The organism is Nitrospirillum guanabarense, assembly GCF_034653355.1.
GTDB lineage: Bacteria > Pseudomonadota > Alphaproteobacteria > Azospirillales > Azospirillaceae > Nitrospirillum.
The window spans coordinates 281,300-307,137 of the sequence record NZ_JAYEER010000004.1 but is presented as its reverse complement, the minus strand read 5'-3'; the positions used below and the strand labels follow the sequence as shown (position 1 = coordinate 307,137).

General features: G+C 68.3%; 16 protein-coding genes and 1 pseudogene. 6 read left to right on the top strand and 11 right to left on the bottom strand.

Annotation, left to right across the window (positions count from 1 at the left end):
• Positions 1-54: 54 nt before the first annotated feature.
• Positions 55-609 (bottom strand): hypothetical protein, encoded by a 555-nt coding sequence (locus UAA55_RS19370; RefSeq protein ID WP_322954773.1) that lies wholly within the window; start codon positions 607-609, stop codon positions 55-57.
• A 633-nt stretch (positions 610-1,242) separates the two neighbouring features.
• Here UAA55_RS19370 and uvrC point away from each other — a divergent pair.
• The 5 genes from uvrC to UAA55_RS19345 all read left to right on the top strand — a co-directional run bounded on the left by uvrC (position 1,243) and on the right by UAA55_RS19345 (position 6,142).
• Entirely contained in the window at positions 1,243-3,192 is a 1,950-nt protein-coding gene (gene uvrC / locus UAA55_RS19365) for an excinuclease ABC subunit UvrC (protein ID WP_416235238.1), read from the top strand.
• A 58-nt stretch (positions 3,193-3,250) separates the two neighbouring features.
• Positions 3,251-3,877 carry a CDP-diacylglycerol--glycerol-3-phosphate 3-phosphatidyltransferase gene (gene pgsA / locus UAA55_RS19360; protein ID WP_322954772.1) on the top strand — a complete coding sequence of 209 codons (627 nt, stop codon included), beginning with the start codon at positions 3,251-3,253 and terminating at the stop codon, positions 3,875-3,877.
• Positions 3,878-3,882: 5 nt separating this feature from the next.
• Positions 3,883-4,134 (top strand): molybdopterin converting factor subunit 1, encoded by a 252-nt coding sequence (moaD, locus tag UAA55_RS19355; RefSeq protein ID WP_322954771.1) that lies wholly within the window; start codon positions 3,883-3,885, stop codon positions 4,132-4,134.
• Position 4,135: 1 nt separating this feature from the next.
• The gene (locus tag UAA55_RS19350) at positions 4,136-4,597 is read left to right on the top strand and encodes a molybdenum cofactor biosynthesis protein MoaE (protein ID WP_322954770.1); all 462 of its coding nucleotides are present in this window, start codon (positions 4,136-4,138) and stop codon (positions 4,595-4,597) included.
• A 240-nt stretch (positions 4,598-4,837) separates the two neighbouring features.
• Positions 4,838-6,142: a sensor histidine kinase gene (locus UAA55_RS19345; protein WP_322954769.1), complete on the top strand. Its 1,305-nt coding sequence runs from the start codon at positions 4,838-4,840 to the stop codon at positions 6,140-6,142.
• 2 nt (positions 6,143-6,144) lie between these two features.
• On the opposite strand, the gene UAA55_RS19340 is transcribed toward UAA55_RS19345, so the two are convergent.
• From UAA55_RS19340 to UAA55_RS19300, 9 genes and pseudogenes are all read right to left on the bottom strand, one after another.
• Entirely contained in the window at positions 6,145-6,846 is a 702-nt protein-coding gene (locus tag UAA55_RS19340) for a LuxR C-terminal-related transcriptional regulator (protein WP_322954768.1), read from the bottom strand.
• 275 nt (positions 6,847-7,121) lie between these two features.
• Positions 7,122-8,202, bottom strand: a pseudogene (locus tag UAA55_RS19335) (DUF1329 domain-containing protein).
• A 498-nt stretch (positions 8,203-8,700) separates the two neighbouring features.
• Positions 8,701-10,494, bottom strand: a complete 1,794-nt coding sequence (locus UAA55_RS19330; RefSeq protein ID WP_322954767.1) for an acyl-CoA dehydrogenase C-terminal domain-containing protein — start codon at positions 10,492-10,494, stop codon at positions 8,701-8,703.
• A gap of 67 nt (positions 10,495-10,561) precedes the next feature.
• Positions 10,562-12,904 carry a 3-hydroxyacyl-CoA dehydrogenase/enoyl-CoA hydratase family protein gene (locus UAA55_RS19325; protein ID WP_322954766.1) on the bottom strand — a complete coding sequence of 781 codons (2,343 nt, stop codon included), beginning with the start codon at positions 12,902-12,904 and terminating at the stop codon, positions 10,562-10,564.
• A gap of 26 nt (positions 12,905-12,930) precedes the next feature.
• Complete coding sequence (locus tag UAA55_RS19320; RefSeq protein WP_322954765.1) at positions 12,931-14,067, bottom strand: thiolase family protein; 1,137 nt, start codon at positions 14,065-14,067, stop codon at positions 12,931-12,933.
• Positions 14,068-14,199: 132 nt separating this feature from the next.
• Positions 14,200-14,616, bottom strand: coding sequence for a MerR family transcriptional regulator (locus UAA55_RS19315; RefSeq protein ID WP_322915044.1), 417 nt, complete (start codon positions 14,614-14,616; stop codon positions 14,200-14,202).
• A 387-nt stretch (positions 14,617-15,003) separates the two neighbouring features.
• Entirely contained in the window at positions 15,004-16,626 is a 1,623-nt protein-coding gene (locus UAA55_RS19310; protein ID WP_322954764.1) for a tetratricopeptide repeat protein, read from the bottom strand.
• 165 nt (positions 16,627-16,791) lie between these two features.
• Positions 16,792-17,706, bottom strand: a complete 915-nt coding sequence (locus UAA55_RS19305; RefSeq protein ID WP_322954763.1) for a ribokinase — start codon at positions 17,704-17,706, stop codon at positions 16,792-16,794.
• A gap of 94 nt (positions 17,707-17,800) precedes the next feature.
• Positions 17,801-19,513, bottom strand: coding sequence for a long-chain-fatty-acid--CoA ligase (locus UAA55_RS19300; RefSeq protein WP_322954762.1), 1,713 nt, complete (start codon positions 19,511-19,513; stop codon positions 17,801-17,803).
• 548 nt (positions 19,514-20,061) lie between these two features.
• Here UAA55_RS19300 and UAA55_RS19295 point away from each other — a divergent pair.
• A complete protein-coding gene (locus UAA55_RS19295) occupies positions 20,062-20,595 on the top strand; it encodes a cold-shock protein (protein ID WP_322954761.1) in 534 nt (177 codons plus the stop codon).
• A gap of 114 nt (positions 20,596-20,709) precedes the next feature.
• On the opposite strand, the gene UAA55_RS19290 is transcribed toward UAA55_RS19295, so the two are convergent.
• The gene (locus UAA55_RS19290) at positions 20,710-25,548 is read right to left on the bottom strand and encodes an alpha-2-macroglobulin family protein (RefSeq protein ID WP_322954760.1); all 4,839 of its coding nucleotides are present in this window, start codon (positions 25,546-25,548) and stop codon (positions 20,710-20,712) included.
• Positions 25,549-25,838: the final 290 nt, after the last annotated feature.

Here is a 25,838-nt window from a genome sequence, read left to right as displayed (position 1 = left end):
CCAGAGATTTTCGAGGACGGCCAAGTCCCCGGATGGCGACGCCGGCGCCAGAACTCACCTGGGACTCCATCTCGGGCTGTCCGGCAATTCCGCCGGCGTGCGCAACGGCTGGGCCAGGACGACCACCCAGATGTAGGCGTCGTTGGGCCCGTTGGGCGCGGGATTGGCCACGCGGGCCACGCCCACGTCGGTCATGCCCGGGGTGGCCAGGGCGCCAACGGTGGAGCCGGTGTCCTGCCAGATGGCCAGCGGCTGGCCGGGATCACCCGAGGCCCGAGCCTCCAGCGCGATGTCTTGCATGGGAATGTAGAGGGAGTGGATCAGGCCCTGGCGCAGGTCGGGCGTGTCCGTCCCGCTGGCCAGCGCCAAGGCGCGGGCGGCGGCGGCCTCGTCCAGCACCGGCTGGCGGCTGAGCGGCGGCAGACCGGCCAGGATCCGCGTCTTCTGCAGGAAGTCGACCAGGGTCTCCGCCGCCTGGCGGTCGGCGGCGTCCATCGTGACGGGCGTGCCGGCGGGGACCGCCGCCACCGCCCGGTTGCATAGCCCATCCACCGCGCCACCCGTTGCCAGTAGGGCGGTCGTAAGCATCAGGGTCTTCAGGACGCGCATGGGGTACTCCATTCTTATCCGGGTGTCGGGCGGTCCGGCGTCGGCGGGAATACCAGCCATCGCCAATCGCGATCAAAATCCAGTTTAAGACGTGAGTGTGGCGGAAAATCGACCGTGGGTGGCAAGGCATACTTGCGTATGTTTGCGTATGGGCTTGGTCTGCCTTGGTGATTCTTTCCGGTCGTTCAAGTCCGCCCCAGGAAATCCGTGGAAATCGACGGTCGCGGCGAGTTTTACACAACGGCCGGATCCGGCCGGCAGCCAATCGTGTCAATCCCTTTTTTGCCTATAATGAACTATTTGTTAGATATTGACAGATTGCTGTCGTAGCAAAATCAATAACTTAGCGTTTTATGCCTAATTTTAAGGCAAAACCCTGAAAGCCTTGTGGCGCCTGCGTCGGCACACGCTATCAAAGGCTTTTCCGCAAACTTATCCACAGCTTCCGTGGACTATGGCGGCGTTTTCCCCACCCCCTCGAACAGGGGATGATTCGCCGTCCCTTACCCCGGAAGCGATAAGCTCGACCGGACGTTTTTTGGAAGGGCGCCGATACAACCGGGGGAGCGCGACGCGCGACGCGATGGCCATTGACCCGGAGCCGCCAATGGGCAGAGTGTCCGCCCCATGGCCATGACCGACACCAATCCCGACACCCCGATCGAAACGCCGGGGACCGCACCCCAGGAAGCCGTGCCCCCAGGGGCCGCACCTAAAGTGCGCCGCCGCACGGTGGCCGACCTGAACCGGGGCGTGGAGACCATCAAGGCCTACCTGCGCACGCTGCCGGTGACGCCCGGCGTCTACCGCATGATGAACGAGGGCGGCGACGTCCTGTATGTCGGCAAGGCGCGCAACCTGAAGCGCCGGGTGGCCAACTACACCATGCCGGCCAAACTGCCGGTGCGGCTGCAGCGCATGGTGGCCGAGACGGTGACCATGGAGTTCGTCACGACCCATACCGAGGTCGAGGCGCTGCTGCTGGAATCCAACCTGATCAAGCGTCTGATGCCGCGGTACAACGTGCTGCTGCGCGACGACAAGACCTTCCCCCACATCATGATCACCCGGGATCATGACTATCCGGCCCTGATCAAGCACCGGGGCGCGCGGGACCGGGCCGGCGACTATTTCGGGCCCTTCGCCTCGGCCGGCGCGGTCAACCGCACCATCACCGCCCTGCAGCGCGCTTTCCTGCTGCGCAACTGCACCGACAGCGTCTTTTCCACCCGCACCCGACCCTGCCTGCAGTTCCAGATCAAGCGCTGCACCGCGCCCTGCGTCGGCCGCGTCAGCCGCGCCCAGTATGGTGAGCAGGTGGACGAGGCGGCGGCCTTCCTGGCGGGCAAGAGCCGCGACATCCAGACCCGCATGGCGAGCGCCATGATGGCGGCGTCGGAGGCGCTGGACTTCGAGACGGCCGCCAAGATGCGCGACCGCATCCGGGCGCTGACCGCCATCCAGGCCCATCAGGACATCAATGTCGAGGGCATGGAGGACGCGGACATCATCGCCGCCTACCAGGACGGCGGCAGCACCTGCATCCAGGTCTTCTTCTTCCGGGGCGGGCGCAACAACGGCAACCGCGCCTATTTCCCCAGCCATGACAAGAACCAGGGCACGGCGGAGGTGCTGTCCGCCTTCATCGCCCAGTTCTACGACAACCGTGCCGCTCCCGGCCTGGTGCTGATCAGCGAGGACGCGGAGGAGCAGGAGCTGCTGGCCGAGGCCTTGACCTTGCGCGCCGGCCGCAAGGTGGAGCTGGCCGTGCCCAAGCGCGGCGACAAGAAGCGCCTGATGGACCACGCCCTGACCAACGCGCGCGAGGCCCACGGCCGCCGCCTGTCGGAAACCGGCAGCCAGGCCAAGCTGCTGGCCGGCGTGGCCGAGATCTTCGGGCTGGAGGCCCCGCCCGCCCGCATCGAGATCTACGACAACAGCCACATCCAGGGCGCCCATCCCATCGGCGGCATGGTGGTGGCGGGGCCCGACGGCTTCATCAAGAACGCCTATCGCAAGTTCAACATCCGCGACCCCAAGGCCGCGGGCGACGACTTCGCCATGATGCGCGAGGTGCTGACCCGCCGGTTCGAGCGCGCGCTGAAGGAGGACCCGGAGCGCGCGGGCGACACCTGGCCCGACCTGCTGCTGATCGACGGGGGCGAGGGCCAGCTGGGCGTGGTGGTGGAGGTGCTGGCGGAGCTGGGCCTGTCGGATATCGCCCTGGTGGGCATCGCCAAGGGCCCCGACCGCGACGCGGGGCGCGAGCGCTTCTTCATGCCGGGCCGCGCGCCCTTCGGCATGGACCCGCGCGACCCCGTGCTCTACTTCCTGCAGCGCCTGCGCGACGAGGCCCACCGCTGGGCCATCGGCAGCCACCGCCAACGCCGGGAAAAGGCCATCAGCGCCAGCCCGCTGGACGAAGTGGCGGGCATCGGCCCGAAGCGCAAGAAGGCCCTGCTGCTGCATTTCGGCTCCGCCCAAGCCGTTTCACGGGCAGGACTGGCCGACTTGCGCGCGGTGGACGGGATATCGGACGCCGTGGCCAAAATCATCTATGACCACTTCCATCCGGACGGCTAAACTCCACCTTCAAGAGACCGCCGCCCCGCCGTGCCGCCTGAAATCGCCGGACCGCTTCATGCTGACCAGCCTGCCCAACCTGTTGACCTTGTCGCGGATCGCGCTGATTCCCGTCATCCTGGCCCTGCTGTGGTTCCCGGCGACGTGGACGGCCTGGACCGCCGCCGGGCTGTTCGCCCTGGCCGGCATCACCGACTATTTCGACGGCTACCTGGCGCGGGCGTGGCACGAGGAATCCATCATCGGCCGCTTCCTGGACCCCATCGCCGACAAGCTGCTGGTGGCGGCGGTGCTGTTCCTGCTGGTGGCCGACCATAAGATCGCCGGCCATGCCGTGCTGCCCGCCGTCATCATCCTGCTGCGCGAGGTGATGGTGTCGGGCCTGCGGGAATTCCTGGCCGGCCTGCGGGTCGGCGTCCCCGTCTCGCGCCTGGCCAAGTGGAAGACCGCCATCCAGCTGATGGCCATTGGCTGGCTGATCGTGGGCGACCATGGACCCGACTGGCTGTACGTGCGCCCCATCGGCGAGATCGGCCTGTGGGCCGCCGCCGTGCTGACCCTGATCACCGGCTGGGACTACCTGCGCGCCGGCCTGCGCCACATGCTGGCCCCCGCCGGCGCCGCCATCCCTGCCGCAGAATCCACCAAGGCACCGGGCGCCGCCCCCGTGCGCACGGGGGCCTGAGCGTCATGCGCATCCTCTATTTCGCCTGGCTGCGCGCCAAGATCGGCACCGCCGAGGAAGAGGTGGCGCCGCCCGCCGACGTGGCCACAACCGGCGACCTGATCACCTGGCTGCAGTCGCGCGGGCCCACCTACGCCGACGCGCTGGCCAACCGCGCCGTGGTCAAGGTCGCCGTGAACCAGGATTACGTCGGCCTGGACCACCCCTTGGCGGCCGGCGACGAGGTCGCCCTGTTCCCACCGGTGACCGGAGGCTGACATGGCCATACGCGTCCAGGCGGAGGATTTCGACGTGGGCGCCGAGCTGGCGGCGCTGAGCGACGGCAACCCGTCCGTCGGCGGGGTGGCCAGCTTCGTGGGGCTGGTCCGTGACATCGCGGGCGGCGACGCCGTCAGCGCCATGACCCTGGAACACTATCCCGGCATGACGGAGCGGCAGCTGGCCGCCATCGAGGCGGAGGCGCGGGCGCGCTGGCCGCTGGACGGGGTGCTGATCATTCACCGCCACGGCCGCCTGCTGCCGGGCGACCGCATCGTGCTGGCCGCCTGCGCCAGCGCCCATCGCGCCGCCGCGTTCGAGGCCTGCTGGTTCCTGATGGACTGGCTGAAGACCAAGGCGCCCTTCTGGAAGCAGGAGGAAACGCCGGCCGGCGCCCGCTGGGTCGCGGCCAAACGGGAAGACGACCAGGCGGCTGAGCGCTGGTACAAACGCACGCCGTGACACCGGTCTCATCGTCGGAAATGGTCGGCGGAACGCTGAAAATGCCGGGAAATTTTTAGACAACGGGCCAAACGCATCATTCATGCGCGGTTCACATGTCGAATCTAATACCTCCAGCCTAGTCTCTAACTCATTAACTAAACCTTCGGCCAAGACTTTGCTTTTAGTCCCAGCGACGCTTACGCCCCGGGACAAAGGTGCGGGAATCCTGTAAAGTGGGGGATCAGCTTTAGAGACCCCATGCCCGAACTATTCAAGACCCCGGCCAGCCTTTTGGCCCAAGATCAACGTAACGCCACCGTCCTGCTGGTGGATGGCAACCAGGGATTGCTGATCTCCCTGGTGGATTTGCTGCGCCAGGGCGGCTTCCGGTTCGTGCACTGCCGGCAGGATCTGCGGGACCTGCCGCAGTACTGCCGTGACCTGTCCCCCGATGTTCTGGTTCTGAACCAGCCGGGCGACAGCCCTGCGGCCATCAGCGCCCTGATGGCCGCCCTGGGCACGGTGGCCCAGTTGCCGGCGGCGGGGCGTCCCACCCTGCTGCTGCGCACCAATGTGCTGGACGCCGCCGCGCGCGAGGAAGCGCGCCGGCGCGGCGTCGCCGACTTCATCGCCCACAATTGCGACCCGGCGGAGGTGGTGACCCGCGTGGCCTGCGCCGCCCATCTGCAGTTCCTGACCCATCAGGCGGCGCAGCAGCAGCGCCAGGTGGACATCCAGGTCAAGGACCGCACCGCCCGCCTGCTGGAATCGCTGGAGGCGATGCAGGAGCGGGAGCGGACGCTGCTGGCGGCGCTGGAACAGACGCGCACGGAAATCCGCCAGAAGGCGGAGTTCCTGGCCCACGCCACGCATGAGCTGCGCACGCCCCTGAACGCCATCCTGGGCTTCGCCGACCTGCTGCGACGGGAATTCCACGGGCCCCTGGGCGACGCCCGCTATCTGGAATACGCCGAGGATGTGCACGCCGCCGCCAGCCACATGGCCGCCGTGGTGGACGACACGCTGGACCTCAGCCGCGCCGAGTCGGGCCAGGTGACGCTGGACATCCGCGACATCGACATCGGCCGCGCCGTGCAGGACAGCGCCCGCATGCTGCGCACCCTGGCGGCCGACTGCGGCGTGGACCTGACGGTGAAAGTGCCGGAGCGGCCGCTACGCCTGCGCACCGATCCGGAAAAGGTGCGGCAGATCATCCTGAACCTGGGCTCCAACGCCCTGAAGTTCACGCCGCGCGGCGGCCGGGTGACGGTGGAGGTGCAGGCCGACGACAAGGGCGGCGCGCTGATCCTCATCGTGCGCGACACCGGCGTGGGCATGGCCCCGCATGAGTTGCCCATCGCCCTGAAGCCCTTCGGCCAAGTGCGCGGCGCCCAGCAGCCGGGCGTGCGCGGCACCGGCCTGGGCTTGCCCCTGACCAAGCGCTTCGTGGAAATGCTGGGCGGCAGCCTGGACATCGCCAGCGTTCCCGGCCGAGGCACCATCGTCACCGTGCGTCTGCCCGCGCCGGAGAACGAGACCGGCAGCGCCCGCGCCACCGCCTGACGTTACGAGGTCGCGGGGGGCACCTGCGCCATGAGGGCCAGGGGTCGGCCCTCGTTGTCCTTGAAAAAGGCCATCCATTCCTCCGTCCCATCCCCATGCCGATGGATCAGGTGTGGGGCGTTGATGAAGTCCACGCCCCGCGCGGTCAGGGCGGCGTACGTGGCCTGGATGTCGCCGACCCGGAAATAGAGGATGGACTCGGCCGGCCCCTGCCCTTCGGACAGGAACAGGCGGAGGCCGCCGCAATCGAAGAAGGCCAGGCCACCGAAGGAATAGAGGTGCGGCAGCCCCAGCACGTCGCCATACCAGCGGCGGGCGGCGGCGATGTCCGTCACATGGCGGGCGATCTGACCCACCGGTCCCAGGCTGGCTTGCGGCTCCATGGATGACGACTCCTTGCGGGCGAGGTTGCTGTCGCGGCGAACACCTTGCCAGCGCCGCAGTTCGGCGCGGCTGGCGAAGCCCAGTTTCTGTAGGACGTTGGCGACGTGGTATTTCACCGCGTCGATGCTGACACCCTGCCGCCGGGCGATCTGGGGATTGGTCAGGCCGTGGCGGACGGCCTCGACCACCCGCCACTCCGCCGGCGTCAGCACATCGGCATGGGGCGGACGACCGCGTTCCCGGCGTCCACGCCGATGGGGCGGGGCGGCCCGCGCCGTGGAAAGGTTGGTTCTCACGCCGTGGCGGGGAGGATGTGTCATGAGGCGCAGCTTATCGCGCCACGGGGCTATTTTCCCTACCCGACGGCCGATCAAGATCAAGCCCCGCCTACCCCTTTACGTTTAGGGAAACTTGACCGGCACCATTTCCACCGGTGAAAAAGGAAAAGCCCGCGGGAGGTGCGTCCTTCCTCCCGCGGGCTTTACGCCTCCGGCGGACCTGAACCCGGCCGGATGCGATTCCAGTGATAGCCAGCCCGTCAGGGCCGGGTATCGGCGGCGGGGGTGCCTTCCCCCGCCGCCTATCCATTCCAACCTCAGCGCACGCCGGAACGGCGCAGGCTGTCCGGCGAGAAGTCGGCCGCCGTCAGGTTGACGTTGAAGTTGTAGGGCTTCTCCTGGTTGGTGAACCCGCTGGCGGTATAGCGGCCCGACTGCAGGTCGTACACGGCGAACAGGCCCGCCCAGAAGGTCTGGACATCGTAGAAGTTGATGCCGTGGGCCTCGGTCACGCGCCACAGCTGGTCGCGGCTGTCGTACTGGTCGGCGACCAGGATGCCCCAGCTGTCCTCATCCACGTAGAAGGTGCGGCGCGGGTAGATATGGCTGGTGCCGGACTTCAGCTTGCCCTCGACCACCCACACCCGGTGCAGCTCATAGCGGGCGTAGTCCTGGTTGATGTGCTTGGCCTTGATCAGCTGGTCGTAGGTCAGCTTGTCGCTTTGCAGCTGATAGGCGTTATAGGGGACGTACATCTCCTTCTTGCCCACCAGCTTCCACTCGTACCGATCGGGGGAGCCGTTGAAGACGTCCAGTTGGTCGGAGGTGCGCAGGCCGTCCGAGGCCGTGCCCGGGTTGTCGTAGGCGACGTTGGGGGCGCGGCGCACGCGGCGCTGGCCGGGGTTGTAGGTCCAGGCGTTACGCGGTTCCTTCACCTGGTCCATGGTCTCGTGCACCAGCAGGATCTCGCCCGCCAGACGGGCCGGCGCCGTCACTTCCTGCTGGAAGTACAGCGAGGTCTGGCCGTCCTGGACCGGTGTCGGAGTATAGGAACTTCGACTTCTCGTTGATGTTGATCATGGTGTAGGAGCCGTCGGCCTGGGGATTGGCCGCGCCGTAGCTGCGCTCCAGCTGCTTGCCCTTCCAGCGCAGGATGTGGTTCCACACCACCTCCACGCCCGACTTCGGCACCGGGAAGGGCACGCCCACCTTGGCGCCCTCGACCCCGTTGCCGTCGTCCACCAGCTTGGCGCGGGTGGCGTTGGCCAACGTCTCGTCATAGACGCTCTTCGGCAGCGAGGCGCTGCGGTGCGTCGGATAGACGTTCATCTTGTAGTCGGGATACTGCTTCAGCAGGGCCTTCAGGCCTTCCGGCAGCTTGTCCGCGTACTGGGCCATGTTCTGGCCGGTGATGGTGAACAACGGTTTGTCGCTGGCGTAGGGATCGACATAGACGCCGCCGGCCTTGTACCCCGCCGGCGGGGCGGTGATGCCGCCCGTCCACTCCGGGATGGTGCCGTCCTTGTTGCCCGCCTTCTCGGCGCCGTTCGGCGTCAGGGTCTTGCCCAGATCAGCCGCGGACTGCGCCATGGCGACGCCCGCCATGCCCCCCAGAAAGACGGCGAAGGCGCCGCCGACCAACGCGGTGTTGCTCCACTTCATCCTTTTTTCCTCCCTTATGCGGCCGGCTGTCCGCCGACGCGCGCGTCTCATTAGCCGAGTGGGTCTTGGTTCAAACGCACATTCCCAAACGCCCAATTCAAGGATCCCCCCACCTCTTGGACAACCGTCCCGGGATTGGCGTTTGATCCTCTCATTTCAATAGTTTGGTCGATGCCGGGACAACGCGCAATGGCTGTCGAACCGGCATCGACGGAGAAAAAGCGGGTGTGGGGCTCAGAACAGGTCGGCCTCCAGATCCATGACGGTCTTGGCCCCCGACATCAGGGCCCTGAAGCGGAAATCCACCTCCGGCAGCAGGCGCTGGACGAAGAAGCGGGCGGTCTTGATCTTGGCCTCATAGAAGCCAGCCTTGCCGTTGCCGCCTTCGGCCAGCTTGGCGTTCGCCACCTTGACCATGCGCAGCCACATCCAGCCCAGGGCCACCAGGCCGAAGATGCGCAGGTAGTCGGTGGAGGCCGCACCCGCCTCGTCCGGGTTCTTCATCCCCTTCTGGGCGACGATAGCCGTGGCCTGCTGCAGCTTGCCGAAGGCCTTGGCCAGCGGGCCGGCGAATTCCAGCAGGTCGGTGTCTTCCATCGCCAACTCCAGCTCACCCGCCAGCGGGTGGAAGAAGCGGCGCAGCAGGCGGCCCATGTCCTGGCCCAGCTTGCGGCCCACCAGATCCAGCGCCTGGATGCCGTTGGCGCCTTCGTAGATCATGGCGATGCGGGCATCGCGCACGAACTGCTCCATGCCCCATTCGCGGATGTAGCCGTGGCCGCCGTACATCTGCTGGGCCATGGTGGCGCACTCGTAGCCCATGTCGGTGAAGTAGGCCTTCACCACCGGCGTCAGCAGGGCCACGAAGTCGTCCGCCTCGGCCCGGGCCTTGGGGTCCGGGTTGTGGTCGGCCTGGTCCAGCTGGATGCCCACCCAGTAGCCCAGCGCGCGGGCGCCCTCGGTGAAGGCCTTGATGGTCATCAGGTTCTTGCGCACGTCCGGATGGACGATCAGCGGGTCGGCGGCCTTCTCCGGCTCCTTGGCGCCGGTCAGCGACCGGCCTTGCAGGCGTTCCTTGGTGTAGGTCAGCGCGTTCTGGTAGGCGACCGTGGCGATGCCCAGGCCCTGCATGCCCACGCCCAGGCGGGCGGCGTTCATCATGGTGAACATGGCGCGCATGCCCTTGTGCGGCTCACCCACCAGCCAGCCCTTGGCGTCGTCGAAGTTCATGACGCAGGTGGCGTTGGCCATGATGCCCATCTTGTGCTCGATGGAGCCGCACATGACGCCGTTGCGTTGGCCGGGCTGGTTGTCTTCAGTCGGCAGGAACTTGGGCACCAGGAACAGGCTGATGCCCTTCACGCCCGGGGGCGCGTCCGGCAACTTGGCCAGCACCAGGTGGATGATGTTGCTGGTCAGGTCATGCTCACCGGCGGAGATGAAGATCTTGGTGCCGGTGATGCTGTAGCTGCCGTCGTCGTTGGGGACAGCCTTGGTCTTGATCAGGCCCAGATCGGTGCCGCAGTGCGGCTCCGTCAGGCACATGGTGCCGGACCACTCGCCCGTGGTCATCTTGGGCAGGTAGGTGTCCTTCAGCTGATCGTTGGCGTGGGTGTGGATGGCGTTCCACGCCCCCTGGGTCAGGCCCGGGTACATGGCGAAGGCCATGTTGGCGGAGATCAGCAGCTCTTCCAGCACGAAGGTGATGGCGTGCGGCAGGCCCTGGCCGCCGTACTTCGGGTCCATGGACAGGCCCTGCCAGCCGCCGTCGACGTAGGCCTGGTAGGCTTCCTTGAAGCCCTTGGGCGTACGCACCACGCCGTTCTCGTAGTGGCAGCCTTCCTCATGGCCGGGGCGGTTCAGGGGCTGCAGCTCGTTCTCGCAGAGCTTGGCCGCCTCTTCCAAGATACTGGAGACGAGGTCGCGGGTGGCGTCCTCGAAGCCCGGCAGCTTGGTCAGGTTGTCGGCCTGCAGCAGGTCGTTCAGGACGAAATCGATGTCTTCGAGCGGCGCCTTGTAGGTCGGCATCGGAGAATTCCTTAAGCGTTGGAAGACGCCGGGGCGGTTCCCCGCCCCGGCCCCCAAAGACAGGGCGTCAGTTGCGCAGCGGCTTGCCGGTGGACAGCATGTGGTCGATGCGGTCGATGGTGCCGGGCGTGCGCACCAGGCGCATGAAGGCCTCGCGCTCCAGGTCCAGCAGGTCGTCCTCGGTCAGCACCGTGGTGATGTCGGTGTCGCCACCGCTCAGCACCCAGGCCAGTTCCCCGGACACCACCACGTCGTGGTCGGTGGCCTTGCCCTGGCTGTGGAAGCCGTCCACCGCCATTTCCAGCGCCGTGCGGGCGCCGGGACCGGGCAGGCGGATTTCCAGCGGTTCCGGCGCCTTGTAATCCTTGGCCAGCTCCAGGGCCTTGGCCTTGGCGTCGGCCAGCAGCCGGTCGCGGTTCATGGTGATGCCGTCGGTCGGGCGCAGGATCAGCATCTCCTTGGCCTCGAACGCCGACTTCGCCACCTTGGCCGTGCTGATGTACTCGAAAGCCTTGGCGATGGGCGGCATAGGGCCGCCCGGGCGCTTCTTGTTGTAGGTGTGGCGGAACAGCATCTCCTTGCAGCCGCCCCAGCCGGGCACCAGGCCCACGCCCACCTCGACCAAGCCGATGTAGCTTTCAGCGTGCGCCTGCACCGCGTCGCAGTGCAGCAGGATCTCGCAGCCGCCGCCCAGGGCCATGCCCGAAGGCGCGCCCACCACCGGGAAGGGGGCGTACTTCAGCGCCTTGTAGGTCTGCTGGCCTTCGGCCGTCGCCTGCTCGATCTGCGGCCACAGGGCGATGTTCAGCGCGAACAGGGCCAGGCCCAGGTTGGCGCCGACGGAGAAATTGTCGCCCTCGTTATGAATGACCAGCGCCTTGTAGGCCCCGGACGTGCCGTCGCCGATGATCTCGATGGCCTTGCGGTAGAGCGCCATCACCTGGTCGTCCAGGGCGTTCATCTTGCCGGTGAATTCCAGGCACAGCACGCCGTCGCCGATATCCCACAGCGCGGCGGACGCCGTCTTGGCCACGGGCTTGGACGCCCGCTTGACGTCGGACAGCAGCAGCACGCCCTCGCCCCGCTCCACCACGGCGTATTCGCCCTGGGTGGTCAGGTAATGCAGGCGACCATTCTCCACCTTGTAGAAGGGGCGGCCGGCGGCCAGCTTGACCAGGGCCGGGACCGGCAGGCCCTCGGCCTCCAGCTTCTCGGCGAACCATGCGGTGCCCAGGGCGTCGATCATCTCGAACGGGCCCTGCTTCCAGTTGTAGCCGAGCCGCATGGCGGCATCGACGTCCAGGATGGTGTCGGCGATCTCCGGCACCAGGCTGGCGGCGTAAGCCAGCGCCTGGCTCAGCACCCTCCAGGCGTACTGGCCACCCTTGTCGCCGTGGGTCACCAGGCCCTTCAGGCTGCGCTCCTTGGCCGACGCCAGCTCGGCCTTCACCGTCGGGCGGTAGGCGCCGGTCTTGAGATCAATGGTCTCGCGCACCCGCTTGCCATCCGGCGTCTTGGTCTGGCGGTAGAAGCCGCCCTTGCCCTTACGGCCGGTGTAGCCCTCGGCGATCATCTTCGCCTGCAGCGGATTCTCGCGATAGACGCGGCGGTAATCGTCCTGGGCCGGCAGGGTGGACAAGAGGCTCTTGGCGATGTGCGGCCCCAGGTCGATGCCGACCAGGTCCAGCAGGCCGAAGGTGCCGGTCTTGGGTAGGCCCATCGGCTTGCCGGTGATGAGGTCGGTCTCTTCCACCGTCAGGCCCAGGTCGTCGGCGGCGTTCACCGCCACCTGGAACCAGTAGGTGCCGATGCGGTTGGCGATGAAACCGGGGGTGTCCTTGCAGTCCACCACGCCCTTGCCCAAGCGCACGTCGCACACCTGGCGGATGGTCTCGACGGCGTCCTTCCGGGTCTTGGGGCCGGCCACGATCTCCAGCAGCCGCATGTAGCGCGGCGGGTTGAAGAAGTGGGTGATCATGAAGTCGGCGGCGAACTGGTCGCTGGCGCCCTCCAGCAGGATCTCCAGCGGGATGGTGGAGGTGTTGGAGCTGACGACCGAGCCCGGCTTGCGCACCGCGTCCAGACGGCGGTACAGCGCGTGCTTGATGTCCTTGTTCTCGATCACCGCCTCGATGATCCAGTCGACGTCCTTCAGCTTCTCCAGGTCGTCTTCCGTATTGCCGGGGGTCACCAGGCGGGCGGCGTCCTTGTGCATGAAGGCGGCGGGCTCGCCCTTCAGCAGCTTTTCGACCGCCCCCTTGGCGACGACGCTGCGGTCACCGCCGCTGTCCTTCACGGCCTGGGGAACGATGTCCAGCAGGAAGACGGGAATGCCCGCGTTGGCGATGTGGGCGGCGATGCCGCTGCCCATCACCCCGGCGCCGATGACGGCGGCGCTTTTGATTTCCATGGGGTCTCTCCTCAACCGGGGGCCGATCAGACCGCTTCCAGGACGGTGGCGATGCCCTGGCCGCCGCCGATGCACTGCGTGGCCAGCGCGAACTGCTTGCCTTCGCGCTTCAGCAGGCTGGCGGCCTTGCCGGTGATGCGGGCGCCGGTGGCACCCAGGGGGTGGCCCAAGGCGATGGCGCCGCCATCCAGGTTCACCTTGGCGGGGTCGAAGCCCAGTTCGCGCGCCACGGTCATGGACTGCACGGCGAACGCCTCGTTGCTCTCGACGATGTCGATGTCCTTCACCGTCAGGCCGGCGCGCTCCAGCGCCTTGCGCGAGGCCGGCACCGGGCCGTATCCCATGATGGTGGCGTCGCAGCCGGACACCGCGACGGAGCGGATGCGGGCCAGGATGGGCAGGCCGTGGGCCTTGGCGTATTCCTCGCTGGTCACCAGCGTGGCGGAAGCGCCGTCGGTCAGCGGGCTGGAGGTGCCGGCGGTGACGGTGCCCTCCTGGTCGAAGGCCAGCTTCAGGCCAGCCAGGCCCTCGGCGGTGGTCTCCGGACGGATGCAGCCGTCCTTGTCCACCAGCTTGCCCTTCACGTCGATGCCGACGATCTCATCGGCCAGGCGGCCGGCGGCTTGTGCTGCGGCGGCCTTCTGGTGCGAGGCGACGGCGTAGGCCTCCTGGTCGGCGCGGCTGAAGCCGAACTTCTTGGCCAGGTTCTCGGCCGTTATGCCCATGGCCATGTAGGCGCCCGGGTTGGCGGCGTGCAGGGCCGCGTTGGGCATGGGGTTGAAGCCGCCCATGGGGATGCGGGTCATGCTCTCGACACCGGCGGCGATGAAGGCCTTGCCGGCGCCCAGCGCGATGGCGCCCGCCGCCATGTGGATGGCCTGCATGGAGGAGCCGCAGAAGCGGTTGACCGTGGTGCCGGCGACGGCCTGGGGCAGGCCGGCGATCATGCCGATCAGCTTGGCGACGTTGAAGCCCTGCTCCCCTTCCGGGAAGGCGCAGCCGACGATCAGGTCTTCCAGATCGGCGGTGTTCACGCCCGTGCGCTCGACCAGCGCCTTGACCACCGCCGCGGCCAGATCGTCGGGACGGACCTTCACCAGGTCGCCCTTGTTGGCCAGCGTGAACGGGGACCGGGCGTAACCGGCGATAACGGCTTTAGTCATTGGTGTATTCCTCGCCTTGGCAAACGGGGCGGCGCCTCATTGGGCGGGCGCCGGATGGGGGATGACGCGGGAAGGGCCGGGCCGGGATGCGTCCCCGGCACGGCGGAAAAGTCGGCATGCGGCCTGGCGCCGTCAGACGTCCAGCGCGCCCTTGCGGGCCAGGTGATCGACCACCAGGCCCTCGATCTCCTTCAGGTCGACCAGGGTCTGCTGCACGTCGCGCAGCTGCTGTTCCAGGGTGGCGATGCGGTCGCGGGCGCTGCTCAGCAGGAAGCGCATCTGCGGCACCTGGGCGTCGCCCACCTCATAGAGGTCGAGGAAGTCCTTGATGCCGGCGATGGTGAAGCCCAGGCGCTTGCCGCGCATGATCAGCTTCAGGCGCGCCCAGTCGCGATGGGTGTAGACCCGCTGCTGCCCCTCGCGACGGGGGGCCAGCAGGCCTTCATCCTCGTAATAGCGGATGGTGCGGGGCGTCAGCTCAAACGCCTCGGCCAGTTGACTGATGGTGTAGGTCTCTTCCACCGCCGTCACGGGCGCTCCGTCGGGCATGGGTCCTCTCCCTGGGCTGGCCGAACCCCTCTCATTCAGCGGAGGGTCGGCGCCTTACGTTTACGTAAACGTAAGGTCAGAGACGACCGATGTCAATCGCCTGAATCAACTTTCAACTTCACCCGTTCGGGGTAATGGTTGGGTTGGTAAATCGTGCCCTCAGGCGCCGGGCGCCAGCATCCGCTGGCTTGGTCTTATCCTCAGTTTCCAGTCCGCTCCCCGGAAACTTCCGGCGGACGCAGTCGCGTCCTAGGAACAAAAAGGCGCAAAAGACCCTGTTCCGCCCGGAACTGGGTTAGGACGCGACCGCGTCCGCCGCAGCGAGCACCGCAGGGCGCAGCGAGGAAGGCAAGCGGCCGGATGGCCGCGCCCGCCGCCTGAGGGAACTTAGATGAAAAAGTGAATCTGCGTGCGGTCGTAGCCGGTGCCCAGCAGCATGGGCTGGCCCTGGGCCACGGGGAAATCGTGGCCGAAGAAATAGACGGCCTGCTTCCAGTGGTTGGTGCGGGCGGCGGAGCGGGAGCTGTAGACCACCTCTTCATCCATGTGCAGGTCGAACCAGAAGGCCACACCCTGGACCAGGCCCGGCTTGGTCGCCTGGATGGTCAGGCTTTTCAGGTCGCTGTCCGGCATGCTGACACGGAAGTCGAAGAACCAGGCCGGGAACGGATCGGACAGCATCTGGTGGGTGTCGGTGGCCAAGTCGATCTGCTGATAGCCCGGGGCGCGGAACTGGTCGAACCGGCTCATATCAAAACCGCTGACGCTACGAATCGGGCTGACGTTGCGCAGGTCGTCGGCTTGGATCAGCTGGGCCCAGACGGTGGCGGCGGCGGGGATGACGCGGGCGCCGGGGCGGGCCAGGTTGCGGCGGGCATGGTCCAGGATGGCCAGCATGTCAGGCGCCAGCATGCCGACGTTGACGATATCCGACACCAGCACGTCGGCGGGGCGCGGCAGGTCCACGCCCAGCTTCAGGTCCTGCGGCTTCTTGGACACGATGGTGACGCGGTCGGCGTAGCCGTTCAGCGCCACCGTCTCGCGCGCCACGGTGGCCAGCGCCGCCAGGGGTTCGGAGGCGATGACTCGGGCGGCACCGGCGCGGGCGGCCATCATGCTGACCAAGGCGGAGCCGGCGCCCAGTTCCAGCACCAGATCACCCGGTCGGATGGCGCGCAGCAGCGCCGCCTCATAGGCGTCGTTGCGCTCGTGGTCATTCAGACGGGGGATGTGCCAGGCCGGCACCTGGGTGCTGCGCAGCAGCTGCAGGGCGTACTGCACCGCCTGGTTTTCCGGCAGGCGGGTCTGCACACCGGTCAGCAGGGCGACGGCGTCCTCCGTGCGGTCCTGGCCCTGGAACACCTGCGCCAGGCAGATCGCGGCCTCATACCGGCTGCTGTCGGCGGCCAGCACCTGGGCGAACAGGCCGCCGGCTTCCTCCAGCCGGCCGGTGTAGAGTAGCAGGGTGCCGAGGTTGTACAGGGCGTCGAGGTTGTCGGGCAGCAGGCCCAGGGAATGGCGCAGGCAGAACTCAGCCTCTTCCAGGTTGCCCAGCTCGCGCAGCGTGTTGCCCAGGTTGTTGTGGGCCTCGGCATAGCGGGGGTTGATCTCCACCGCCTCGCGGAAGCGGGCCTCGGCCTCGGCCAGCCGGCCCAGGGCGCGCAGGGCGTTGCCCAGGTTGTTCTGGCTGATGGCGTCGTCGGGGTTGAGGGTGACGGCGGTACGGAAGCAGACCTCCGCCATCTCGAACTGGCGGCAGCCGTACAGCAGGACGCCGCGGCTGTTGTGATACTGGAAGTTCTCGCCATTCAGCGCGATGGCCCGTTCGAACAGGTCGTTGGCCTCGATCGGCCGGTTGGCCTTCAGCGCGATGACGCCCAGGAGGTGGGTGGCCTCGGCATGGACCGGTTCCGTCGCCAGCGCGGTGCGGCAGCTCATCTCCGCTTCCGCCAGGAAGCCGGCCATCAGGTGCTGGCGGGACAGGTCCACACAATCCTGGACGAAGGACATCCACTCCTCCTTGGGGCTAGGTCGCGTCTTTGCGCGAGGAGGAGAGCAAGGGGTGTGCCACTTGGGTACGCCCCCGAAAGCCTTGGATTTCCACACAGGATTGCAACGACCACGCCCGGCGACGGGGATCATGAACCGCCGCCGGGCAAAGCTTGCCGGGTAGGTTTAGACCAATAGCGCCAGCACCTCGTCAGCGGTGGGCATGGCGTCGCCCGCCCCCACCCGGGTCACGGCGATGCTGGCCGCGACGTTGGCGTGGCGCATGGCCTGGGGCAGCGTGTCGCCCAGGGCCAGCCGGGCGGCCAGGGAGCCGACGAAGCAGTCGCCGGCGCCGGTGGTGTCCACCGCCTTGACCTTGCGGCCGGACACGATGACCTGGTCGTCGGCCGTGACCGCCAGGGCGCCGCGCACGCCCAGGGTGGCGACCACGGTCTGGCCGGGGCGGCGCATCAGGCGGCGGGCGGCGGCGGCGACGGCGCCCTCCGCCGCGTCGCTGGGCACATCCACGCCGGCGAAGTGGCCCAGCTCCGTCTCGTTCACCACCAGGATGTCGACATCGGCCCATAGGCTGTCCGGCGCGTCGTCCAGCGCCGGGGCGGCGTTCAGCACGGTGGTGGCGCCGGCGGCGCGGCCCCGGCGGAAGAAGTCGGCGATGGTGGCGCGGGGGATTTCGAACTGGCTGACCAGGATGTCGCCGGCCTGGAGGGGGACGGCGTCGAGATCGGCCGGCGCCACCTCGCCATTGGCGGCGGGGATGACGACGATGCTGTTCTCCGCGCTGGCATCGACCATGACGATGGCGGTGCCGGTGGCCGTGTCCGTGCGGGCGATGCCCTTGGTGCCCACGCCATTGGCCTGGAAGAAGGCCAGCGCCTGGTCGCCGAAGGCGTCGCGGCCCACCCGGCCGATGAACTCCACCGCCACGCCCTGGCGCGCGGCGGCGATGCCCTGGTTCAGGCCCTTGCCCCCTCGGCCGAAGGCCACGGTCTCACCGCTGACCGTCTCCCCTGGGCGGGGCGCGCGATGCATGGTGGTGAGGACGTCGGTGTTGATGCTGCCGGCGACGACGACTTTGGGCATGGGAACCTTCGGGCGATACGGATGGGGTCAAAAGAAACGGCGGCGATGCCTGGGCACCGCCGCCGTGGATATTAGGCGCAAGCTGGTGCCGGCGTCAGGAGGCCTTCTTCTGCGCCTCCAGCTCGTCCAGCAGGGCCTTGCGCGACAGCTTGCCGATCATGGTCTTCGGCAGCTCGGTGCGGAATTCCACCTGCTTGGGCAGTTCGATGGCCGACAGCTTGTCGCGCAGAAAGTCGCAAAGCTCCGCCTGCGTCAGGGTGTGGCCCTCGGTCAGCTTGATGTAGGCCTTCACCGTCTGGCCGCGATAGGGGTCGGGCACGCCCAGCACGATGCACTCGTTCACCGCCGGGTGCAGGTAGATGGCCTCTTCCACGTTGCGCGGATAGACGTTGTAGCCGCCGGCGAGGATCATGTCCTTGATGCGGTCGACGATGTAGATGTAGCCGTCCTCATCCATATAGCCGACATCGCCCGTGTGCAGGCGGCCGTCGCGCAGGGTCAGCGCCGTCTCATCCGGACGCTTCCAGTAGCCCTTCATGACCTGTGGGCCGCTGATGCAGACCTCGCCCCGCTGGCCCTGGGCCACGGGGGTCTTGCCGTCCTCCACGTCGATGATCTCGATCACGGTGCCGGGCATCGGCAGGCCGATGGAGCCCACCTTGACCTTGCCGCCCACCGGGCCGTCGATGGGGTTGACCGTGGCCACCGGCGACGACTCGGACAGGCCGTAGCCTTCCACCAGCTTGCAGCCGGTGTGGCCCTCGAAGGTCTGGCAGACATCCAGCGGCAGCGGCGCGCCGCCGGAGATGCTGAAGGCCAGCGAGGACAGGTCGTACTTGGCCCGGTCCTTGTAGTTGTTGATGGCGGTGTAGATGGTGGGCACCGCCGGGAACTGGGTCGGCTTCTTCTTGTCGATGGTGTCCAGCACCTGCTCGATCTCGAACCGGGGCAGCAGGATCATCTCCGCGCCCAGGTAGATCGACAGGTTCATGACGCCCGTCATGGCGAAGACATGGAACAGGGGCAGCACGCCCAGCATGCGCTCCTGCCCCGGCCGACCCTGGTAAAACCACAGCGCCGACTGCACCGTGTTGGCGGTCAGGTTGGCGTGGGTCAGCATGGCGCCCTTGGGCACGCCGGTGGTGCCGCCGGTGTACTGCAGCACGGCCACGTCCTCGACCGGGTTGATGGTCACGGGGGCGTAGCGCCCGTCGTTGGCCGTCAGGGCGCGGAAGCTGAGGTTATGGCCGTCGGCCGGGGGGTGGGCGATGTCCTTCCGTTTCACCAGCGGGTACAGCAGGCTTTTCGGGAACGGCAGGATGTCGGCCATGCGGCCGGTGACGATGGTCTTGAGGCAAGTCTGGCCCAGCATCAGGACCAGCTTGTCGTAGCACTGCGGCACGTCGACCGTGATCATGATCTCCACCTCGGAGTCATTGATCTGCTTGACGAGTTCGCGCTCCGCATACAGCGGGTTGAAGTTCACCACCGTGGCGCCGGTCTTCAGGATGCCGTAGTAGCAGAAGACGGAATAGGGGGTGTTGGGCAGGAACAGGCCCACGTTGCTGCCCCGCCCCACGCCCATCGCCTGCAGGCCCTTCGCCACCCGGTCGACCATGTCGGCCCCCTGGCGATAGGTGTAGCGTTTTCCCAGGAAATCGATGAAGGGCCGGTCGGCGAAGCGCGCGGCGGAGCTGTCGAACAGGTCCGTCAGGGGCTTCACCGGTATGGGCGCGTTCCAATCCACGCCCGCCGGATAGCTATGTTCCCAAATGTGCGCCGCACTCACGGCCGGGTCGGCCATCATACGTTTTCTCCCCAGGGGCGGCCCTCCACTCAGGTATGGGGGTGCCACCGCTCCAATTCGTGATTTGAAGCTCAGGGTGCCGACCTGGCGACGAGGGACGCATACCCGGCGGTCGTATCGGCAACCGACATGCCGGGGCATCCATCCCCGGTCTAGGGCGGTAACGTGCCTGCATCGTGGACGCTACTCAAGCGTTTCGTGCAACGGCTGGGCGCCGGGCGGCCGCGTCGGAGGCCGATACCCAACAACCCCAAGTTGCCACCAGAGTTTGGGCGCCGCCGTGAAACCGGCCCCGGCCAGATGCCCAAGCCCTGTGGATGAAAGGAACGAAGCCCCTGCCGCAGCGCAGCATTTCCCCACACATTACAGTAGCGGTCCCCCGGCGTTTATGTTTACCATTAAGACGGGTTAAGCCGCCGCATTGGAAGAAAACCAGGGACAGTTCCGGACCGGACCGGGCGCACCCGGAACGGCGGTTGTTGGGAGGTGAGATCATCGGGCCGGCGCCCGTTTGGGCGAACCCGGCGCAATCGGGAAGGTACTGCCTCGTGCCACGCTTCGGATCGTATGACGCCTTCAGCCAGGAGGAGGGTCTCCCGGCCAAGGCCCAGGTTAAATGGTTCAACACCTCGAAGGGTTTCGGCTTCGTCGCCCTTGAGGATGGAACGCCTGACGCCTTCCTGCACATCTCGGTGGTCAGCCGCGCCGGCCTGGCCGACATCACCGAGGGAACGGAACTGCTGTGCACCATCGGCGCGGGCCCGAAAGGCCCCCAAGTGCTGCGCATCGTGGAGGTGACCGGCACGGCCGCACCGCCCGAACGCAGCGGCGGCCCCGCACCCCGCACCCGCGACCGGGTCCCCACCGGGTCGGAGATCGAGATCGACGGCACCGTCAAATGGTTCAAGGCCGACAAAGGCTTCGGCTTCGTCCTGGCCGATGACGGCGGCAAGGACGTCTTCGTCCACAAGAGCGTCCTGCGCCGCTGCGGCATGGACCATCTGGACGAGGGTCAGCGGGTGCAGATGCGCATCGCCGACGCGCCCAAGGGCCGTGAAGCGGTGTGGGTCGCCCTGGCCTGAGGCCCGCCCCTCCCCCGCCCAGGAAAGATCACAGCCCCGGAAGCCATCGCCTCCGGGGCTGTTTTTATGCGCCAATTCCGACATCAGCCTTGAGGACTCCCGGATGGTCCCCGGCTACGGCACAATCGTCAAGCTACCGGCGGTGCCGGTGGCCTGATGGTTGGGCGAGGTCCATTCCTCCACCTGCGACGGCGCCAGGGAATAGGTGCCGGGCAGCACGGCGCGGACCAGGTAGACCAGGCGGAACTCGCGGCGATCGACGGCCAAGTCGACGGCGGCGACGTAGCGATCTTCCCGCGCCTCCACATGGGTGGCGTCGCTGAGGTCGCCCACGGCGCCGGCCAGTTCCGGCGGCAGGCCGCCCCGGGCGATGCGCACCGTCTCAATGGAAAGGCCGGCGGCGACCGGGTCGCTGACCAGCACCTGGGTGGGGGTGGCGCCGTCCACCTTGCCGGACAGCACCACGGCCAGCAGGTCGTTCTGGTGGACGCGCGCCGGGTCCACCGGCCGCCCCTTCAGATCCAGCAGGCGGCGTTCGATGGTATAGCCCTGCCCCGAATTGGCTGGGGCCTGGGATTCCGCCAAGGGGACACCGGCGACCGCAACTGTGCGTTGTATCGGCGCCTGGCCGCCGTTGTTGACCATCAGGGGACGGCCGCCGATCTCCAGCCGGCGGACCAGCGGCCGGGTCTCGGCCGGCGTCTGGCCGGCAAGGCCCAGGGTCATGGACCCCGCCCGCTGCATCAGGCCGCGGCTGGCCACCAGCAGCCAGGCGCGCTCCTGGCTGCTGACCAGGGCCGGCTCGCGCAGCAGGCCCTGCACTTCCTTGGCCTGGGCGGTCACGCGGTCCAAGGGCGCGTTGCCCTCGGCCAGCAGGGCCAGGCTGGCCGCCCGGTCACGCAGATCGGAGCCGAAGTCGCGCATGCCTGGCAGGGTGATGCGCAAGCCGTCGACACGGTTATAGGCGTCCTGGGCCTGGGGCAGGCCCACGGCCGCCAAGGCGGCGGCGGCATGGGCGCGGGCCAGGCGGGTGGGCAGCTTGTCCCAGAAGGTCTCATAGAAATAGCGTACGGGCGTCGCGTCCACCGCCTTGGCCTTGGCCACCACGGCCAGACCGTAGGCGCGGGCCGGCAGGTCCGCCGGTTCCACCCAGCTGTTGCCAATGCTGCGCACCAGCCAATCCAGGCCCTTGCGATAGGGCGCGTCCGGCACGGCGTGGCCGGCGTCGCGCGCCCGGGTCAGAAAGTCCATGACATAGGCGGACAGCCAGGGCTCGGCCGGGCCGTCGGCCGACCACAGGGCGAAACCACCGTCGGCCCGTTCCAGGGTCAGCAGCTTGTCGATCGCGCGATCAATGCGTTCCCGCAGGGTGGCGTCGGTGTAGAGGCCCAGCGCCTTGCCGGCGTCCCCCAGGTACAGCAGCGGCAGGGCGCGGCTGGCGATCTGTTCCGACGAGCCGTAGGGATTGCGGTCCAGAGTCATCAGCAGTCCCGGCACGTCCAGTTCCGGCAGGGGGCTGAGCGCCAGGCCCGACACCGCCGTTTCGGGGCGCAAGCCCTGGGCCGACTCGGCCGGAACCTGGACGGTCGTGGCGGGGCGGATGTCCACCGTCTGGTGCCGGGTGATCACGGGCAGGTTGCCCCGCACCGGCACCGCGAACTCACGGACCAACACCACGCCTTCCGGCCCCTTGACCGTCATCAGCAGACGGCCCGGCCCCACGGCCAAGCCCTTGACCACACGGTTCAGGGTGACCTTGCCGCCCTTGGCCAGGCCGTGGAAGACAGCGACGATCTCGCGCGGCTCCGGCCGCACCACGTCCTTGCCCTTGCGCTTCTTGGCGCCCACGCCGCGGTTGGCGGTGTCCACCGGGAAGGACAGCGGGCCCTCGGCCTGCAGGGTGACGGTGTAGCTGCCGCGCGTGCCGCTGACGTTGTTCAGTGTCAGGGCCAAGCGGGCGGTGTCGTCCGGCGCCAGGAAACGGGGCAGCGCCATGTCGGCCTGCACCGGGTCGCGCACCGACAGAATCCGATCGGCATGGCCCACCGCGCCGGCCGACCAGACGGTGGCCATCAAGCGCAGATGGCCCTGAAAGTCGGGCAGGGTCAGGGGCACCTGCACCTTGCCGTCGTTGCCCACGGCCAGAATGCCGGAATAGAGCGCCACCACCGGGGCGCCGCGCGGCGGCACGGCATCGGAGGTGGGGGCCGGCGCCGGCGGCGCGGCCCCGGCGGCACCATGGGGCGCCGTCAGGCGGCCGTAGACGTCATGGATATCCACGCCCAGCTGGCGCTGGCCGAAGAACCAGGCCTCGGGGTCAGGCGTCTTGTAGCCCGTGAGGTCCAGCACACCCTGGTCGACGGCGGCCAGCACCAGGTGCACGCCCTGGCCCGCCGCCACGCCCGGCACCTGGATGGGAATGTGCACGGTCTGGCGTGGCTTGGCCTCCGTGGGGCCGTCCAGCTTGGGCGTCAGCGTATGGCCGGCCATGGCCACCGGCAGATAGTCCACACCGACGGCGCGGCGCGGCAGGGAACGGCGGCCGGCCTCCACCGGGGCGAAGGCATTGGCGATGACGTAGGCGCCGCCGCCGATGTCGGCGTCGACCGGGATTTCCACCAGGGCGCCTTCGGCCCCGATCTCCCGGGTCAGGGTCTGGCGCACGGCGCGGTCGGCCAGCGTGATCAGCACGGTGCTGCGGTAGGGCGGGCGCACGAAGACGGCGGCCTTGGCCCCAGGCACCAGCGGGCCGCCGCCCACGGCGCCCTTCACCGTCACCTCCACCGCGTCCGGCGTCTCGCCCAGCCGGGCGCTGACCCACGAACCGGCGGCGAAGCGCACGCTGCCCGCCACGCCCGTGGCGGGGTCGTACACCTCCAGCCGGTAGCGTCCGGACGATACGGGCACCTCGACACCCGCCGGCGCCTTGGCGCTGGCCGCCAGCGTGCCGCCCGTCACCTTCTGGTCGTGCACCTGGGGCTTGTAGTCCCAGCTGCCATTGGCCTCGAACCAAACGTAATCCAGGCGTTCCTCATAGAGGTCATAGGACAGCTGGCCCTTGTCCAAGGGCTTGCCGTCCGGCGACACGGCGATGACGTCAAAGGCGGCGGTCGCCCCCTCCGGCACGGCGTCGTCGTTGAAGCGGGGCCGGATGCCGATGGTGTAGGGATGGCGTTCCACCGGCACCACCAGGTCGTGGCCCGTTGTGCCGCCGCCCACGTCGAACAGGGCGGCGTGGACCACCGCCTCCAGCGGGCGGGAACCGTCCAGCTTACCCTTCAGCGACACGGCCACGCTGGCGACACCGTTGGCGTCGGTGGCGAAGCCGGGCAGCGTTTCCTGCCGGGGGACCGCGTCCTCCTGCGCCAAGCCGTAGCGATAGCCCTGGAACTGCGGGCCCTTCAGATCGGGGAAGGGATCGGCCGCCGGGCGCAGGGTCACCGACAGGGTGCCGGCCAGGTTCGCGGCCGGGGCGCCGCTGGGGGTGCGGCCGGTGATGTCCAATGTCAGCGCGCCATCGGGCCCCACGCGGGACTGGTCGGCGGTCAGGTCCAAGTCAACGCGCGGCGGCACGAAGTCGGCCACCTGGAAACGCAGGATGCCCACGGCCGGGCCATCGGGGTCGGTGTGCACCGTCACCGTCCAGGCGCCGCCAGCGGCGTTGCTGGGCAGGTCCACGGTGGCGGCATAACCGCCCATGCCCCGGTCGGCCAGGGTGAAGCGCTCGATCTCCAGCCCATCGGGACGCTGGACCTTCAAGGTCAGGGGACGGCCCGCCACCGCCAGGCCGGCGGCGTCGCGCAACAGCGTGGTGACGTGCACCACCTCACCGGGGCGGTAGATGCCGCGCTCGGCGAAGACATAGGCGTCCAGGGCGCCCGGGGACGGGCGGCCGGCGGCACCGCGCGCGGCCAGATCCAGGCCAGGGGCCGAGAGATCCAGGAAGCTGAAGTCGCCATCCTTGGTGCTGGCGAATAGGGCCTGGCCCTTGGCCGCACCCGAGGCCGGGTCGAAACGGGCGGCGCCGTCCGCACCGGTCAGCACCTTGCCCAGTTCCTTGTTGTCGCGGGCGGCCACCCGCACCTCCACCCCCGCCAGCGGCGTCGCCGTGCGCAGGGAATGGACGTAGACGAGCAGGCCGTTGCTGCCCGACAGCGTCGTCAGACCCAAGTCGGAGACGATGAACCACTGGGTGGCGCGCCCTTCCCAGCCGGCGGTCTTGGCGCCGGCGTCCTCCGCCACCGCCACGTAGACGCCAGGCTTCAGCTGGCCCAGGACGGCGTCGATGGGGAAGGGTGTGACCTGCGCCTGGTTGCGCTTGGCGCCCACGGCCATCTCACCGCGCCACACCAGCTCCCCGTTTTTTTCCACCAGGGAGCCGACGTCCAGGTCGTTCAGCGTCTGGTTCAGGCGGCCGTAATAGATCTGCTCCACCAGGGAGCGGTCCTTGATGTGCAGCACCTGCAGGCGGGCGCGGTCCACGTTGATGGTGCGCAGCGGCAGGCCGTCGCGGCCGATGCGGGGCAGGATGTAACCGCCGCTGCGGAAGGACAGCACCGGCCGGCGGTTCAGCACCTCGATCTCGCGCGACTGCGGGGCCGGCAGGGTCTCGGCGCCGCCGGCGGCGGGCAGGCCCGCCTTCAGGGTCACGGTGTAGTGATGGCCATGCTCCAGCTTCTGGACGCACAGGGTGCGGTCACGCGCCACCACCGGCTTCTGCACGGGCGTGCCGGGTTCGGTCCCGGCGGTGGGGGCGGTGTTCTTGGCCAGCACCTCGACCTTGCCGGCGTAGGGGTCCTGCAGGCCGGCGCGCGCCTTGGCTAGGGGCCGGTTGAAGGTGAAGCAGGCCTCGGGATCGTCCCGCTCGGCGTTCACCTCCAGCCCCGTCAGGCCGAAGGGGCCCGTATCGGCCGGCGCCTGAGTCGCCCCCGCAGGGGGCGTGCCCGCGGGCACACCAGGAGGCGTGCCAAGGCCGGGCTTCGCCGGCTGGGCCGGGGCGGTCGGCGGCGGCGCCGGCGCGCGCTCTTGGGGGAAGCTGTGGCGGCGGCGGGCAGGAAGACAGCCAAAGCGAGGGCCGCGGCGAAGCTACGCACCATGGGCAGCGGGGCCTCCACCCCGATAGATAATAACGGCAAGAAACCAGGAGGACCGGGACCCGTATAGATGGGCGTCCGGCCAGTCAGGGCGCCAGAGGACGATGTTTTGGACGGTATTGCAACAGGCGCGTTGTCGGTACGGCCCGC

What these genes read in the sequence shown, in the direction of transcription:
- UAA55_RS19325 (WP_322954766.1), bottom strand. Translation starts at nt 12,904, where the DNA reads ATGGAAATCAAAAGCGCCGCCGTCATCGGCGCCGGGGTGATGGGCAGC.
- UAA55_RS19330 (WP_322954767.1), bottom strand. Translation starts at nt 10,494, where the DNA reads ATGCCGACCTACAAGGCGCCGCTCGAAGACATCGATTTCGTCCTGAAC.
- moaD (WP_322954771.1), top strand. Translation starts at nt 3,883, where the DNA reads ATGCGCATCCTCTATTTCGCCTGGCTGCGCGCCAAGATCGGCACCGCC.
- UAA55_RS19345 (WP_322954769.1), top strand. Translation starts at nt 4,838, where the DNA reads ATGCCCGAACTATTCAAGACCCCGGCCAGCCTTTTGGCCCAAGATCAA.
- UAA55_RS19315 (WP_322915044.1), bottom strand. Translation starts at nt 14,616, where the DNA reads ATGCCCGACGGAGCGCCCGTGACGGCGGTGGAAGAGACCTACACCATC.
- pgsA (WP_322954772.1), top strand. Translation starts at nt 3,251, where the DNA reads ATGCTGACCAGCCTGCCCAACCTGTTGACCTTGTCGCGGATCGCGCTG.
- UAA55_RS19305 (WP_322954763.1), bottom strand. Translation starts at nt 17,706, where the DNA reads ATGCCCAAAGTCGTCGTCGCCGGCAGCATCAACACCGACGTCCTCACC.
- UAA55_RS19320 (WP_322954765.1), bottom strand. Translation starts at nt 14,067, where the DNA reads ATGACTAAAGCCGTTATCGCCGGTTACGCCCGGTCCCCGTTCACGCTG.
- UAA55_RS19370 (WP_322954773.1), bottom strand. Translation starts at nt 609, where the DNA reads ATGCGCGTCCTGAAGACCCTGATGCTTACGACCGCCCTACTGGCAACG.
- UAA55_RS19350 (WP_322954770.1), top strand. Translation starts at nt 4,136, where the DNA reads ATGGCCATACGCGTCCAGGCGGAGGATTTCGACGTGGGCGCCGAGCTG.
- uvrC (WP_416235238.1), top strand. Translation starts at nt 1,243, where the DNA reads ATGACCGACACCAATCCCGACACCCCGATCGAAACGCCGGGGACCGCA.
- UAA55_RS19340 (WP_322954768.1), bottom strand. Translation starts at nt 6,846, where the DNA reads ATGACACATCCTCCCCGCCACGGCGTGAGAACCAACCTTTCCACGGCG.
- UAA55_RS19300 (WP_322954762.1), bottom strand. Translation starts at nt 19,513, where the DNA reads ATGATGGCCGACCCGGCCGTGAGTGCGGCGCACATTTGGGAACATAGC.
- UAA55_RS19310 (WP_322954764.1), bottom strand. Translation starts at nt 16,626, where the DNA reads ATGTCCTTCGTCCAGGATTGTGTGGACCTGTCCCGCCAGCACCTGATG.